The sequence below is a fragment of the Prochlorococcus marinus XMU1402 genome, assembly GCF_017696205.1.
In the GTDB taxonomy this organism is placed as follows: Bacteria; Cyanobacteriota; Cyanobacteriia; order PCC-6307; family Cyanobiaceae; genus Prochlorococcus_A; species Prochlorococcus_A marinus_AC.
Genome location: NZ_JAAORD010000001.1, coordinates 266,667 through 281,626, shown reverse-complemented (window position 1 = coordinate 281,626; position 14,960 = coordinate 266,667). Strand labels below are relative to the sequence as shown.

At 31.5% G+C, this 14,960-nt stretch carries 14 protein-coding genes; 8 read left to right on the top strand and 6 right to left on the bottom strand.

Translation table 11 applies throughout. The features are described from left to right. Positions 1–846 (top strand): MlaD family protein, encoded by an 846-nt coding sequence (locus HA141_RS01515; RefSeq protein ID WP_209116404.1) that lies wholly within the window; start codon positions 1–3, stop codon positions 844–846. 7 nt (positions 847–853) lie between these two features. On the opposite strand, the gene bchD is transcribed toward HA141_RS01515, so the two are convergent. Further along, complete coding sequence (gene bchD, locus HA141_RS01510) at positions 854–3,034, bottom strand: magnesium chelatase ATPase subunit D (protein ID WP_209116403.1); 2,181 nt, start codon at positions 3,032–3,034, stop codon at positions 854–856. A gap of 48 nt (positions 3,035–3,082) precedes the next feature. On the opposite strand from bchD, the gene folK reads away from it, so the two are divergent. The 3 genes from folK to HA141_RS01495 are packed head-to-tail and all read left to right on the top strand — an operon-like array spanning position 3,083 to position 5,692. Next, positions 3,083–3,649, top strand: coding sequence for a 2-amino-4-hydroxy-6-hydroxymethyldihydropteridine diphosphokinase (gene folK, locus HA141_RS01505; protein WP_209116402.1), 567 nt, complete (start codon positions 3,083–3,085; stop codon positions 3,647–3,649). Positions 3,650–3,695: 46 nt separating this feature from the next. Further along, positions 3,696–4,259: an NUDIX hydrolase gene (locus HA141_RS01500; RefSeq protein ID WP_209116401.1), complete on the top strand. Its 564-nt coding sequence runs from the start codon at positions 3,696–3,698 to the stop codon at positions 4,257–4,259. Next, positions 4,256–5,692 carry a cryptochrome/photolyase family protein gene (locus HA141_RS01495; protein ID WP_209116400.1) on the top strand — a complete coding sequence of 479 codons (1,437 nt, stop codon included), beginning with the start codon at positions 4,256–4,258 and terminating at the stop codon, positions 5,690–5,692. The genes HA141_RS01500 and HA141_RS01495 overlap by 4 nt, the downstream gene beginning before the upstream one ends. Here HA141_RS01495 and HA141_RS01490 read toward each other — a convergent pair. Together HA141_RS01490 and HA141_RS01485 are read right to left on the bottom strand one after the other, a co-directional pair. Next, complete coding sequence (locus HA141_RS01490; RefSeq protein ID WP_209116399.1) at positions 5,677–6,882, bottom strand: DegT/DnrJ/EryC1/StrS family aminotransferase; 1,206 nt, start codon at positions 6,880–6,882, stop codon at positions 5,677–5,679. The two genes, HA141_RS01495 and HA141_RS01490, sit on opposite strands and share 16 nt — an antisense overlap. Positions 6,883–6,935: 53 nt before the next feature. Beyond that, a complete protein-coding gene (locus HA141_RS01485; protein WP_209116398.1) occupies positions 6,936–7,529 on the bottom strand; it encodes a thioredoxin family protein in 594 nt (197 codons plus the stop codon). Between the two features lie 105 nt (positions 7,530–7,634). Between HA141_RS01485 and fabI the strand changes: the two genes are divergently transcribed. From fabI to HA141_RS01470, 3 genes are all read left to right on the top strand, one after another. After that, positions 7,635–8,417: an enoyl-ACP reductase FabI gene (gene fabI / locus HA141_RS01480; protein WP_209116397.1), complete on the top strand. Its 783-nt coding sequence runs from the start codon at positions 7,635–7,637 to the stop codon at positions 8,415–8,417. A gap of 20 nt (positions 8,418–8,437) precedes the next feature. Then, positions 8,438–9,043: an imidazoleglycerol-phosphate dehydratase HisB gene (gene hisB, locus HA141_RS01475; RefSeq protein ID WP_209116396.1), complete on the top strand. Its 606-nt coding sequence runs from the start codon at positions 8,438–8,440 to the stop codon at positions 9,041–9,043. A 72-nt stretch (positions 9,044–9,115) separates the two neighbouring features. Continuing rightward, entirely contained in the window at positions 9,116–10,606 is a 1,491-nt protein-coding gene (locus HA141_RS01470; RefSeq protein WP_209116395.1) for a carotenoid oxygenase family protein, read from the top strand. Here the strand turns inward: HA141_RS01470 and rdgB are convergent. Then, positions 10,603–11,178 carry an RdgB/HAM1 family non-canonical purine NTP pyrophosphatase gene (gene rdgB, locus HA141_RS01465; RefSeq protein WP_209116394.1) on the bottom strand — a complete coding sequence of 192 codons (576 nt, stop codon included), beginning with the start codon at positions 11,176–11,178 and terminating at the stop codon, positions 10,603–10,605. The two genes, HA141_RS01470 and rdgB, sit on opposite strands and share 4 nt — an antisense overlap. 2 nt (positions 11,179–11,180) lie before the next feature. Continuing rightward, a complete protein-coding gene (locus tag HA141_RS01460) occupies positions 11,181–12,635 on the bottom strand; it encodes a phosphoglucomutase/phosphomannomutase family protein (protein WP_209116393.1) in 1,455 nt (484 codons plus the stop codon). Positions 12,636–12,716: 81 nt separating this feature from the next. Between HA141_RS01460 and HA141_RS01455 the strand changes: the two genes are divergently transcribed. Next, entirely contained in the window at positions 12,717–14,135 is a 1,419-nt protein-coding gene (locus HA141_RS01455; protein WP_209116392.1) for a TM0106 family RecB-like putative nuclease, read from the top strand. On the opposite strand, the gene HA141_RS01450 is transcribed toward HA141_RS01455, so the two are convergent. Then, the gene (locus tag HA141_RS01450) at positions 14,121–14,957 is read right to left on the bottom strand and encodes a folate-binding protein YgfZ (RefSeq protein ID WP_209116391.1); all 837 of its coding nucleotides are present in this window, start codon (positions 14,955–14,957) and stop codon (positions 14,121–14,123) included. The genes HA141_RS01455 and HA141_RS01450 overlap by 15 nt on opposite strands. Positions 14,958–14,960: the final 3 nt, after the last annotated feature.

The following is a 14,960-nucleotide window of genomic DNA, read 5'->3' as shown; positions in this document are numbered from 1 at the left end:
ATGCGTAGAAGCTTACGAGACTCAATAGTTGGATTTTCCTTGTTAGGAGGAATTTTGATATTTACATTTTTTTCTTTTTGGCTGAGGGGAGTAAGATTATCTTCAAAAAATTGGTATCTCTTTGCGGAATTCAATAACGCAAGTGGTTTATCCAAAAAATCGCCAGTTACCTACAGAGGAATTTTAGTAGGGTCAATAGAAGATATCATTTTTACTAATGAATCAATTAAAGCAAAAATATTTTTAAATAATCCTGAAATTGTTCTCCCTAAGCCAGCATTTGCAAGAGTGGTTACAAATTCTTTTCTTGGAGGAGATGTGCAAGTTGCTTTAGAAACAAGTGAAAAAATAATTCCTAAAAACATCGCAAAACCTACATCAGAAAAATGCGATTCCAAATTAATTGTTTGTCAGGGTGACATTATCACTGGGAAACAACTATCAAGTCTTTCAAATATAACTAATAGAATAAGTCAAATTTTAAAAGTATCAAATCAAGAAAACTTAATAGAAAACATAGTCAACTCTATTGATCAATTTGATAAAACCCAAGAAAACCTTGATGAATTAATTTATTTATCGAAACAAGAAATACTTAGAATTAAACCTCTAATTAATGAAATTACGATTGCTGCTGATCATTTGAATAATATTTTGTCATTTATCGATGATAAAGAAACCCTTAATGACATTAAATTAACGATTAATGCGGCTAGATCTATCTCTAGCAAAATAGATGATATGAGTGATGATTTTATACAATTAAAAGATGATAAAGAATTAATGAAATCTATAAGAGATTTAACGATTGGACTTTCAAAATTCCTTAACGAAATTTATCCATAAGAAATATTTAGAATTCATTTATAGCATTTAAAGCCATAGCTGCGATTGCTTTATCAGTAGCTTTTGGCAGTTGGACATATTTTCCTTGAGCTGCCTCTGCTAATTCTTTACCAAATCCACTTGCTATAAATTTTCTCTCTGTATCAATTACTAAGAGTTTTATCCCAAGCATGGGATATTTTGCAGCAATATCAAGCACCTCTTGCTTTAAATCGACATTATCATCCTTATTATTTTTTTCTGCAACCTCATTTTGTCCTAGAGATAATCCTAATGGTACATTTCCTCGTCCATCAGTGATCCCCACGACAATGACTTGACCTATATCTCCTGTTGAAAGTGCATTTTTTGCTACTTTTGCTGATTGAGTTAGTCCATGAGCCAAAGGGGATCCTCCACCACAAGGCATTGTTTCCAACCTTCTTTTTGCAGCAGTTATTGATCTTGTTGGAGGCAAAAGCACTTCGGCCTGATTACCTCTAAAAGGAATAAGAGCTACTTCATCTCTATTCTCATATGCCTCTGTTAAAAGTCTTATTACAGCCCCTTTGGCACTTTGCATTCTATTTAAAGCCATAGAGCCACTAGCATCAACTAGAAAAATTACTAAAGCCCCAGCCTTTTTTTGGAGAAGCTTTGCCCTAAAATCATTTTCTTCAATAACTATTGATTTATTAGGGTTTCTTAATCTTCTCGATTTTTGATAAGGAGCAGCAGCTCGAAGGGTAGCATCTACAGCAATTCTTTTTACTTTACCTCTTGGAATAATAGGTTTTACATATCTTCCTCTACTGTCACTGAATATGACTGATCTACTCCCGCTATTCCCTGCTTTAGCTTTAGCTGATGAAAAAAGCAATAAATCAGGATCAACCATACATGCTTCAGGGTCTAATATGAATTCTTCAGGTATTTCGGGAGTAGATTCTTCTTCTCCATCAGAATTATCTTCTTGTTCTTGGTCTTGCTCATTATTATTTTCACTAGTCTCAGGTTCAGACTCTTCATTATTTGATTGAGGCGGTGGTGGTGGACTTTGATCCTCTGGAGGTGGTGGTTGAATATCATCATCTTCTGGAGGTATTTGCATTGCTCGTGGAAGAATAACTAACCTTACTGCGACTTTTAGGTCTTCAGAATTTACATTGTCATCGCCTCGAAGAGCTGCATTAGCCTTCGCTACTTTTACAGCAAATAATTCTGACCTATGCCCTTCTACTCCTCCTCTAAGAGCTTCATTCACTAAATAGGTTATTTGCTCTTTTGTTATCTTGACATCCTTTAACCATTGCCTTGCCAAAATTAATTGAGTGGATAAATTATCAGATTCTTCAGACCATTTTTCTGAAAATTTAATATTATTTTCTGCGTGTGATAAAACAGATTTTGTAATCTCAACTCTTTGAGCATTATCAATAGATTGATCTGCGGAAAGCACAATAGCAAAACGATCTAAAACATGATCTCTTAAAACACCTTCTTCAGGATTATAAGTCGCTATTAAAAGTGACTTGGAAGGATGAGAAAGGCTTAAACCATCTCTTTCAATATTATTTTTCTCTCTTCCTGTAGCTTCAAGAATTAAATTTACAATGCCATCATCCAATAAATTTATATCATCAACATAAAGAACACCTCTATGAGCCTCAGCCAAAATTCCAGGCTGAAAAACTTGTTCGCCCGTACTTAATGAGGCAGCGACGTCAATTGATCCAACAAGTCTGTCTTCAGTTATGCCAATGGGAACCTGAATAAATGGGGCTTCTCTTACTTTTTTTGGAATTTCTTCAGTTTGATTCAAATAATCACTTCCAATTGCCTCCTCTAACAATTTGTTAGTACTAATATCCCATTCCGCTGGTTTATCTGGATCTAGATTCCTACCAATAGGTCTTAATGAAGTATTACTATTTCTCTTAGTCAACTTTTCCAGTATTGATTCAATATCTAAAACCTCTATAGGAGGAAGCAAAGTATGCAAACCCCTAGCCAATACTGACTTGCCAGTACCTCTTCCGCCAGCGATAATCACTCCTCCTAAGCTAGGATCAACTGCTGCCAAAAGCAAAGATAATTTCAATAAACTATGACCTGTAATTGCCGCCAAAGGGAAAGCTCTAAAAGAATCCTTCGACTTCATTAAATCTTTTATTTCTCTTTTTTCTTTTAACTCTGGGTTCAAAATCACTTTAAAAATGCCTGATATAGAATTTATCCAATAACTTTGTTTTTTGTAGTGGAATTATCAAATCTTAATATCAAAAATGGACTATGTATATCCCTCGGAGCAAATATTGATAGTAAATTCGGAAGCCCTCTTGAGACACTATTAATTTGCAGACCAAAAATAGAAGAAATAATAAATGAGTGGGGAGATCATTCCAACAAAAAAAAAGAAGAGAAAATAAAATTTCATGCAACCTTTTTTTGGTCTTCAATTTACGAGACATTACCTCATGGAGTTGAAAATGAGCAGCCAAATTATTTAAATACTCTATTGCTTATAAAAAGTAATTCCTTTCCAAAACCATCAAATAAAAAAGCGAAGTTACTTTTAAAAGAACTTAAAAAGTTAGAAAGATTTTTCGGACGAGAAAAAACGCCAATGGGGAAGAAATGGCTATCAAGATGTCTCGATTTAGATATTCTTTGGTGGGAAGATTTTCACACAGTTGACGAAGAATTAACTTTACCTCACCCTAGATTCATGAATCGGAATTTCGTTATTACGCCACTCTCTGAAATCTTAAGTAGAAGCCAAAAAATCAAAAAACTTGATAACCCAAAATGGTCTATTAAATGATTTCAAAACCAAAAAATAACTGTTAGGCTATTTTTATTTAAAAATTATGGGCAACAAAAACCTTATAAAAAGATCAATTTTTAAAGAAAAAATATCTGAGTTAAAGTCTAAAAAATTTAGTTTCGAAATAAATAGAATTGAGCTTCCAAATGGACATGAAGGTGAATATGGATACATCAAACATCCCGGTGCAGCATTAGCAGTTCCTATTACAAAAGATAAAAAAGTTATCATTCTTCGGCAATATAGATTTGCTGTTTCAAGGTATTTATTAGAATTTCCAGCAGGTACATTAGAAATAGGTGAAACACCTATTGATTCAATTAAAAGAGAGATACAAGAAGAGACAGGATTCAGTGCAAACAAATGGGATGAACTAGGAACTCTTGTCCCTGCTCCAGGTTATGCAGATGAAGAAATTTATTTATTTTTAGCGCGTGATTTAAGCAAACTAAATTGCGAGGTTAAAGGCGATTTAGATGAAGATATAGAAGTATTAATTTTAAATCCCTACGAACTAGATAATCTTATTTCTAGTGGGGATGAAATTCTCGATGCAAAAACTGTGACAGCTTGGTTTAGAGCCAAACAATTTTTAGAGAAGTTATGAATAAACCTAGAATACTTTTTTGGCATAGAAAGGATTTAAGAATATTTGATAATCAAGCTTTAATTAAAGCATTTTCATTATCAAACGCTATTACTTCAACCTATATATTTGATAAAAATTACTCACACGATTTCAATGCAAGCTCAAGAGCTTGGTTTTTAGGAAATTCGCTTCAAGAATTAGGAAATAAATGGAAAAAAATGGGAAGTAGAATAGTTTTTGAAGAAGGCGATCCAGTATTAATAATTCCTAAATTAGCAATGACTATAGATGCTAAATTTGTTTTTTGGAATAAATCAATTGAACCTTATGAGATTAATCGCGACTTACAAATAAAAAAAAATTTAAAAGAACAAAATATTCAAGTTATTGAAACTTGGGATCACTTATTAATAGAACCTTTAAAAATATTTTCGGGGAATAACAAACCTTATACAGTTTATGGACCTTTTTATAAAAACCTTAAATCAAAAATAAATTTATTAGGTTCATATGACCAAGATAAAGTTGTTTTCCAGTTTAAAGATATAGATAATACACTCAAAGAAAATAAGACAATAAATTCATCTGATTCTGTTCTAGAGAAATTCATCAAAAATATCAAATTTCCAAGTTCAAATATTTGCCCTTGTAGACCTGGAGAGAATGCTGCAGAAACACTATTAGAAAACTTCATTAACGAAAAAAAAATATATTCTTATAATTCTGCAAGAGATTTTCCTTCCCATAATGGGACATCATTTCTAAGTGCATCTCTCAGATTCGGCACCATCAGCATTAGAAAAGTTTGGAATGCCACATTAAATTTAAATTCAGATTTTGCAAATCAAGAAAATTACCTATCAATTGAAACTTGGCAAAAAGAACTTATTTGGCGTGAATTTTATCAACATTGCTTATTCCATTTCCCAGATCTAGAGAAAGGTCCATATAGAAAAAAATGGGATCACTTTCCATGGCAAAACAATAATGAATGGTTTCAACATTGGAGCAACGGAGAAACAGGAGTACCTATAGTTGATGCTGCAATGCGTCAACTAAATAGTACTGGCTGGATGCATAACAGATGTAGGATGATAGTCGCTTCATTTCTGGTAAAAGACCTTATATGCAGTTGGCAAATGGGCGAGAAAAAATTTATGGAGACATTGGTTGATGGAGACTTAGCTGCAAATAATGGGGGATGGCAGTGGAGCGCCAGTAGCGGTATGGATCCAAAACCACTTAGAATATTTAATCCATATACCCAAGCAAAAAAATTTGATCCTATTTGCGAATATATAAAATATTGGATTCCTGAATTATCTAAAGTGTCAAATTCAGAATTATTAAATGGGGAGATATCTAATTTAGAAAAAAATAATTATTCAAGCCCTATTGTTAGTCACAACATACAACAAAGATTATTTAAATCACTTTATGCTGAAATTTGAATTTCCTCTATAGAATTCTTTAAAACTTTATTTAAATTTTCTGCAACATAAACTTGCTCTTCATAAGAAATTTCAGGAAACATTGGAAGACTAAGAACTTCTGTACAAATTCTCTCTGTATTTATGAGTTTTGTTCTAGAAAAATTTTTATTTTTGTAAGCTATTTGTGCGTGTATTGGAATTGGGTAATAAATAATTGAATTAATACCTTTTTCAAAAAGTTGTTTTTTTACCAAATTCCTTAAGGAATAGTATTTTTTGCAATCAGTATCAAATAAATTTGAAAAATCTTCATTTAAAAAATATTTATCGTTTCTTAATTTGATGACAAATTGATTCCAAGAATGGGAAATTGAATCAGAGCTAATTTTTGGAAAACTAATAAATGGATTTTTTTCTAATAAATCAAGGTAATTTTTAGCAATTTTTTGGCGATTATTAATCCACTTAGAAATATATTTAATTTTAATGTTTAATATTGCAGCTTGAATGGTATCAAGTCTGCTGTTATATCCTATTTGTGTATGGTGATATCTTATTGGGCTACCATGAACAGCCAGTTCTCTTATTTTTTTGGCAATCTTATGATCTGAAGTTGTTACTGCTCCACCATCTCCAGCAGCTCCTAAATTCTTAGTAGGGAAAAAGCTAAAACAGCCTATATCACCGATACTACCAACTTTGGAATTTTGCCACATTGTGCATGTTGCCTGAGCACAATCTTCGATTACTTTTAAGTCATATTTGTTGGCTAAAGATTTTATTAAGGTCATATTCACTGCATTCCCAAATAAATGAACTGGCATAATTGCCTTGGTATTAGAATTTATTTCTTGTTCTATTAGTTCAGCATTAATGAGATAAGTTTGAGGATCTATATCTACCAAAATAGGATTAGCGCCAACTGCACTAATTGCCTCTGCAGTCGCAAAAAAGCTAAAGGATGAGGTAATAACTTCATCACCCACACCAATATCTAATGCGCGCAAAGCTAATACCAAAGCATCAGTTCCACTATTACATCCAATAGTATTTTCAACACCAATCAGATTGGAAAAACTCTCCTCAAATTTGGCAATTTCTTGTCCTCCGATATACTGGCCACCTTTTAAAACTTTAGAAACCTCACTCTCAATTTCAGAGCCAATTTCTTGGTACTGCCTATTTAAAGTAAATGGAGGTATCTGCATAGTGAATATATTAACCCTAAACCATATTTCTATGGGTAAAAAAAAATTTTAATTCATTTAAACCAACTTGGTTCTTTACCAGGAGTCCATTTAATATTGCAACCTAAAGAAGGTATCTGATTTGAAGGATAAGAATTATCTTGATTTAAATCTCTTACAGCAGAGCGCAAATCTTTACCAGAAAGAGGGATATTATTACCTGGTCTACTGTCGTCTAATTGGCCATGATAAAACAATAAAAAATCACCATCTCCTTTATTTGAAAAAAGATAAAAATCTGGAGTACAAGCGGCTTTTAATTCCTTAGCAAAATTTTGATTTTCATCATATAAATAAGGAAAACTCCATCCCTGTGATTGTGCTTGTAATCTCAAATTATTAGGAGAATCTGAAGGGTGAGTGACAATATCATTACTAGAGATTGCAACTGTTTGAACTGTATTTTCAATTTCTTTACTTAAAGTGAAAATTTGATTCTCAATATATTTAACAAATGGGCAATGGGCACAAACAAACATTAAAAGTAAATGCCGATTATCTAGATTATGAGAATTAAAATATTCATTTTTTGAAGAATTAGCATTTAACATTTCGAAATTAGGTAATTGAAAACCTAGTTGCAAAACCATAGAATTTGTTCTGACCATGTTCAAGTTAAAAATTCTTTGATATTTGAAAATTATTGTATATTTTGCAGTAATCCGCAAAGATAGGTACTTTTATATAGGAGAATAATAGAAATAATAAACAAAATGCTTCTAAATCTAACTGGCAAAAAAATTCTTGTTACGGGAATTGCCAACAATCGTTCAATAGCATGGGGTATCGCTCAACAACTTTCAAAAGCTGGTGCAGAACTTGGAATAACATATTTGCCTGATGATAAGGGAAGATTCGAATCTAAAGTTAGAGAACTAACTGAACCTTTAAACCCATCGTTATTTTTGCCTCTTGATGTTCAAAATCCAGCTCAAATTGAAGAAATCTTTAAAAATATAAAAAACAATTGGGGACAACTTGACGGATTAGTTCACTGCCTAGCATTTGCAGGACGCGATGAATTAATTGGAGATTATAGTGCTACCACTTCAGAGGGTTTTGATAGGGCTCTAAATATAAGTGCTTATTCGTTAGCACCTTTATGTAAAGCAGCAAAACCACTTTTTAGTGATGGTGCTGGAGTTGTCTCATTAACTTATTTAGGATCAGAAAGGGCGATTCCTAACTATAACGTGATGGGAGTTGCTAAAGCAGCTTTAGAAGCTTCAGTAAGATATCTCTCTGCAGAACTTGGTCCCGAAAAACAAGTTAGAGTTAACGCAATAAGTGCTGGGCCTATAAGGACACTTGCGAGTTCTGCTATAGGTGGCATTTTAGATATGATTCACAATGTTGAAGAAAAGGCTCCTTTACGCAGAACAGTCACTCAAACAGAAGTAGGTAATACTGCTGCTTTTTTATTGAGTGATCTCTCTAGCGGCATTTCAGGCCAAACAATTTATGTTGATGCGGGTTACTGCATTAATGGAATGTAAACTAAGTTTTCTGCATAAAAATGTCATCTCTAAGACAATCTGAAATAAAAAGAAAAACGAATGAAACAGATATTTCTGTATTTATAAACTTAGATGGAAATGGGATTTCTGAGATTGATACAGGGATACCATTCTTAGATCATATGCTTCATCAAATATCCAGTCATGGTTTGTTCGATTTAAAAATAAAAGCAATTGGAGATACCCATATTGATGATCATCATACAAATGAAGATGTAGGAATCGCATTAGGCAAAGCATTTTCAAAAGCCCTGGGAGAAAGAAAAGGAATAAGCAGATTTGGACATTTCTTTGCCCCATTAGATGAAGCATTAGTTCAAGTAACTCTAGACTGCTCTGGCAGACCACATCTTTCTTATGATCTTCAACTAAAAGCCCCTAGAATAGGAAATTATGATACTGAACTAGTAAGAGAGTTTTTTATTGCCTTTGTAAATAACAGCGGTATTACTCTGCATATTAATCAAATACGAGGAAGTAATTCACATCATATAGTTGAGGCGTGCTTTAAAGCTTTTTCAAGAGCAATGAGAATGGCTACCGAAATAGATCTAAGAAGATCTGATTCAATTCCAAGCAGTAAAGGAATTTTAGAAAATGATTAAAATAGGAATTTTTTCAAATCAGCCACAATTCAGTTGATTTTTGGCGAAGATAGATAAAGTGAATATTTTGTTGTGACTAATTTACAAGATAAAAAAATTGATAAATTTAAAATTTTTAATAAAGAAGATTGGTCAAGTGCGTATCAAAATGTAGAAAAAGAGCTTACTAAAAAGCCTCTAACAATTAGGAAAGGTAATAATATTAAAAATTTAAATGGAACATTATTAAGAAATGGACCAGGAATACTAGAGAGAGGAGGCCAATGGGTACATCATCCATTTGATGGCGATGGAATGATAACTTCAATAAAATTCGAAAATGGTCAGCCATTTTTAACAAATAGATTTGTTAAAACTAAAGGCTATTTGGAAGAAGAAAAAATAAATAAATTTATTTATAGAGGTGTTTTTGGGACACAAAAAAATGGCGGAATTTTAAATAATGTATTAGATCTAAAATTCAAGAATATTGCTAATACTCATGTCATTAAATTAGGAGATGAAATTCTCGCATTATGGGAAGCAGCCGGTCCGCATGCAATGGATCCTGATAGTCTTGACACTATTGGTTTAACAACATTAAAAGGGGTACTCAAGCCTAACGAAGCATTCAGTGCTCATCCTAAAAAAGACCTAAACTCAAATGAATCTTCAGAACTTTTAGTCACTTTTGGAGTACAAACCGGGCCAAAAAGTACCATTAGATTAATGGAATTCAATAATGCTGGTACAAATTCTGGAGAGCTCATTTTTGACAGAAAAGATACTTTTAATGGCTTTGCATTCCTTCATGATTTCGCAATTACAACTAATTGGGCAATATTTTTACAGAATGCTATTGATTTCAATCCTCTTCCATTTGTAATGGGTCAAAGAGGAGCAGCACAATGTCTAAAGTCAAACCCAAATAAAAAGGCAAAGTTTTTTATCATCCCCAGAGAAAGTGGATTATTTAGAGGTCAGCCACCGTTAACAATAGATGCTCCAGAAGGATTCGTTTTTCATCATGTAAATGCTTTTGAAAAAGATTCCAAAATCGTATTAGATAGTATTTTTTATGATGATTTCCCATCAGTTGGTCCAGACGAGAATTTTAGGGATATTGACTTTGATAAATATCCAGAAGGAAAACTGAAAAGATCAATTATCGATCTAAAGAAAAAAACTAGTGAACTTGAAACTTTAAGTGAACAATGTTGTGAATTTGCTGTTGTTAATCCTAAAAACTTAGGATTAAAAGCAACTTTTAGTTGGATGGCAAGCACATCTCAAAAGCTGGGTAATGCTCCACTTCAAGCAATAAAAAAAATAAATTTATCTTCTAAGGAAGAGATTTCTTGGTCAGCAGGCCCAAGTGGATTCGTAAGTGAACCAATTATGGTTCCATCAGAAAACTCTGCACAAGAAGATGAGGGATTTATATTTATACTTTTATGGAACGGAGAAAGAAGAGGGAGCGATTTAGTGATATTAGACGCAAAAGACTTAAAAGAATTAGCTGTTTATGAATTACCCATTTCAATTCCTCATGGCCTTCATGGATCTTGGGTTAATGGAATTTAAGAAAAAATTTCAATTAAATCTGGAATAATTTTTTTTAATGCTTTTCCTCTATGACTACAAGAGTCTTTAATATCATCACTCATTTCTGCGAAAGTTAATCTGGTAGATCTCTCCTCAAAAATTGGGTCATACCCAAAACCACCTTTTCCTCTCGGTTTTAAAATAATATTGCCATGACATTTGGCCTCAGATTCAATAATCACTTCACCATTTGGGGAACAAACACAAATATTGGCAATGAAGAAAGCACTTCTATTTTGAAGTCCATCAAGTTCTTTTAAAACTCGTGCAATTCTCTTCTGATCATTTTCTGCATATCTAGATGAGTAAATACCAGGTTTACCATCTAATGCTTCAATACAAATTCCTGAATCATCTGCTATCGAGAAATTATTAGTTTTTCTAGAAACTTCACTCGCTTTTTTAATTGCATTATCTCTAAATGTCAGTCCATTCTCTTCAACATCTAATGATTCTGGCTGGAGTAATAATTTACAATTAACTCCAGCAAGCAATTTCTTATATTCTTCAATTTTACCTTTATTCTTACTGGCTAAATATAAATTTTTCATTATTACTTTCCTGTCAAATTTATAAATACTTGACCCCACTCTAATAACTCATCTAAATAAGATTTTTTTGGTGCTTCACAATATAACCTTAAAAGAGGTTCCGTTCCTGAAAACCTAAAAAGAAGCCAAAAATTTTTATCAATTCTCAACTTTATTCCATCAATCTTTGAGATACTTTTTAACTTGTGATTATTAATATTCTCAGGGATGTTTTGTATTATAAATTCTTTTACTTTATTTTTTTCAGACTGATTTGGAAATTTAATATCAATTCTTTTATAAAAACTTGGCCCAAAATCTTTTTGAATTTCATCTAAGGTTTGATATAAATATTGCGATTTTTCGGCAATTCCATTTAATAAAACCATTGCAGCATATAGAGCATCTCTTTCAGGCATAAAGTCACCAAAACCAACTCCTCCGGATTCCTCTCCTCCAATAAATATTTTCTCTTTAATCATTTTTTCAGCAATATATTTAAAGCCAACTGGAAGTTCAAAAACATCTCTATTTTGACTCTCTGATATATTTTTAATAATATCTGAACCACTAACAGTTTTTAAAACTGGATAAGAATTATTTTTAATTTCGCCCAAATAGCTAATAAAGTATGGGAGTAGATCTTGAGTACTAGAGTATCTCCCTTTTTCATCAATTGCCGCAATTCTGTCACCATCACCATCAAATATAATTCCTAGGGTTTTAACTTCATTTGTTGAATTTTTCCTTAGTATTTGATTTAGATCATTTACATAATTTAAAAGAGGTTCAGGAGGTTTTCCTCCAAAAAAAGGATCAGCATCTTTCCTGATTTCTGAAATAACTTCTAAGTCATTAGAGGCAAAAATCTCAGCCATGCAATTTGCAGCTGAACCATGCATAGAATCTACAAAAATTCTCAATTTCAATTTTTTCAATCTATTGGAAATAAAGTCAATATCAAAAAGGGATTTAATTCTATCTAAATGAAATTTCTTAATATCTACCAATTGATTAACTCCATCTATTTTTTCAATTGAATTTCCAAGCATGAATCTTTTTTCAATTGCACTTGTAAAAGATTCGTCAACAGAACATCCATTAAAACTCTTTATTTTCAGACCTAGCCAATTGTATGGATTATGACTTGCTGTAATTACTAACGCTCCAAGACAACCGACTTCTTTGGCATAGAAACTACAAGAGGGTGTTGTAACAAAGCTATTAGATAAGATCGGTTCAAAACCACATCCTCTTACAAAAGGCACTATTTGCTTGGCAAATTCACAAGCCATAAATCTACGATCATATCCAATAATAATTTTCTTTGAATTAACTTCTTTATAGTATTGATAATGCAACTCCTGGCATGCAGCAACAACAACTCTTGAAAGATTGGATAAATTAAAATCAAATCCAATAATTCCTCTCCACCCATCAGTTCCAAATTTTATCTTATCTGATTTATCAGCTGTCAAATTTAAAATTTCCTTGATTTCTTCTAATTATCTATACTAATTTATATGAGTAAATTTTAAAACCGCCCCTTAAAAAATAATTTGAATTCTCTCCATTTAAAAAGTTTTACAAGATGCAAAAGAAAAGCATGGCTCGATTTTAAGGGTAAAAAATCTAATGAAGTTTGGTCTCCCCATAAAGCTATAGATAAAATTAATCAGTTTCAAATTTTCTCTGACTATTGTAATAGTGAAATATATACAGGATTAAAAGCCTGTGAAAATGGATATCAAGGGGTAATTGGATTGAGAATCAAAGGGGATCTCTTCCAAAATATTAACGCAGAGATACGTCCACAATTACTTGTAAAGGCTAAAGGTAAAAGTAAATGGGGACAATATAAATATTTACCTGCTGTTTATAAGTTAGGGCATAAAACCACTAAAGAACATTTATTCGACTTAGCTTTTAGTTCTATGCTGTTGGAATCTTTTCAAGAATCTAAAGTTGAGAAAGGATTAGTAATTTCAAGTTTTGATAAAAAAGTTAATGTTGAAGAAATTTATTTAAATAAAAAATTAAGGAAAAAAGTTTTGAACGTTTTATTAAGTTTGCATGAATGCTTGGAGGGATTTATGCCAGAAATAACTCAAGATAGAAAAAAATGTACTATTTGTTCATGGCAAAAATTTTGTGACAAAGAAGCAAAAGAGAATGGAAATCTAACAGATATAGATGGGATAGGATCCAAAACGGCCTCATTACTGATAACAAATGGAATATCTGATACCCAAACATTAGCTTCGTATAGCGAAAAAAAACTTGGAGAGAAATTATCTAAATTCAATGATCAAAAGTATGAAAAAGCATCCGTATTTGTAAAGCAAGCACAAGCTTATATTTCTGGGAAACCATATCGCATTTCCAATAAAAATGATCCTAACAATCTACTAGAAAAAACATGTTCAGGATTTTATATATTTGATATTGAGTCAAATCCAGATGATAAGCATGACTTTTTATATGGTTTTTTAAAAATAAATAATTTATTTACAAAAAAAGAAGATCTTATTTATAAACCAATTTTAAATCTCAAAAAAAATAAAGAAGAATCTTACAGGAAAATTATCGAAATACTTTATTCACAGAAGGAATGGCCAGTTTTACATTACGGAGAGACTGAAAAGATAGCAATAATTAATATTGCTAAAAACCTAAATTTTAGTTTTGAAGAAATTGATTCACTTGCCTCAAGATTTATAGACTTACATACCTTAATAAGAAAGTCTTGGATATTACCACTAAAAAACTATGGATTAAAAACTATTTCTAATTGGCTTGGATTTGAATGGATGCAGAAAAATGTAAGTGGCTCAAAAGCCCTTTATTGGTGGATTCAATATCAAATTACAGAAAACGAAATATTTTTAAAAAAAATTGCCCAATATAACAAAGATGATTGTTTTGCTACTCTAAAAATTGCAGAATATTTAATCAAAAATCAATTAAAGAAAAATTGATCCTACAGATTTATTTATAATAATTTTTCCAAAAATTTCTGAAAAAAAATAACTTCCTTCCTCTAAATATTTTCTTTTTATCATTGCTAATCCTTTTATTTGTGAATCAGATTTAAAAAAACTAGTGATTTTGCCTACAGAAATATTCTTATTAGAATTTATATATAAATTTTTATCTTCAACGTCTAAATTCAAGTTAGATTCAAATGATTGCCAAATTCTTATTTCCTGTTTTAAAGAAGAAACATTCTTTATTTTTGATATTGTTTCTTGTCCTAAATAACAACCTTTATTAAAATCTATAAGATCTTGTAATCCAAGCTCAAGAGGATTATTTTTTCCGTTTATTTCCATTTCTAATGAGGGTATTGCCTGATTGATCTTCCAAAGTTTTAAATCATTGGAATTTAAAAAATTTAGTTTATTTTTATATATTTCAAATTCTTTATCTTCTGTTTTGAAGAAAATAGGCTGGTAAGTCCTCCATGAACTAGATTCGTCAATTTCCTGAATTCTATTTATCAAGAAAGGTTCACTTAGAAGTACATCGTCCGCTGGAAAAATAATTTGATTAAAGTAATCAATTATTTCATTAGTGTTACCCGCCAAAATAATTACTTCTAAGTTTTTTTCTAAAAAAATAATTTCAATTAATGACCTTAGAACTCCATTTGGATTTAACCAACAAGATTTAATAACTTTATTTTCTGAATTTAGAATATTACTCGTTGTTATTCCATTCAAGAATTTCCTAGAATCTCCTCCAGTAACAGAAAAACAATCAAATTTTTCAAGCCAAAACTTTTTTTTTATATCTTGCATTAT

What these genes read in the sequence shown, in the direction of transcription:
- HA141_RS01515 (WP_209116404.1), top strand. Translation starts at nt 1, where the DNA reads ATGCGTAGAAGCTTACGAGACTCAATAGTTGGATTTTCCTTGTTAGGA.
- HA141_RS01500 (WP_209116401.1), top strand. Translation starts at nt 3,696, where the DNA reads ATGGGCAACAAAAACCTTATAAAAAGATCAATTTTTAAAGAAAAAATA.
- HA141_RS01495 (WP_209116400.1), top strand. Translation starts at nt 4,256, where the DNA reads ATGAATAAACCTAGAATACTTTTTTGGCATAGAAAGGATTTAAGAATA.
- HA141_RS01490 (WP_209116399.1), bottom strand. Translation starts at nt 6,882, where the DNA reads ATGCAGATACCTCCATTTACTTTAAATAGGCAGTACCAAGAAATTGGC.
- HA141_RS01485 (WP_209116398.1), bottom strand. Translation starts at nt 7,529, where the DNA reads ATGGTCAGAACAAATTCTATGGTTTTGCAACTAGGTTTTCAATTACCT.
- fabI (WP_209116397.1), top strand. Translation starts at nt 7,635, where the DNA reads ATGCTTCTAAATCTAACTGGCAAAAAAATTCTTGTTACGGGAATTGCC.
- hisB (WP_209116396.1), top strand. Translation starts at nt 8,438, where the DNA reads ATGTCATCTCTAAGACAATCTGAAATAAAAAGAAAAACGAATGAAACA.
- rdgB (WP_209116394.1), bottom strand. Translation starts at nt 11,178, where the DNA reads ATGAAAAATTTATATTTAGCCAGTAAGAATAAAGGTAAAATTGAAGAA.
- HA141_RS01450 (WP_209116391.1), bottom strand. Translation starts at nt 14,957, where the DNA reads ATGCAAGATATAAAAAAAAAGTTTTGGCTTGAAAAATTTGATTGTTTT.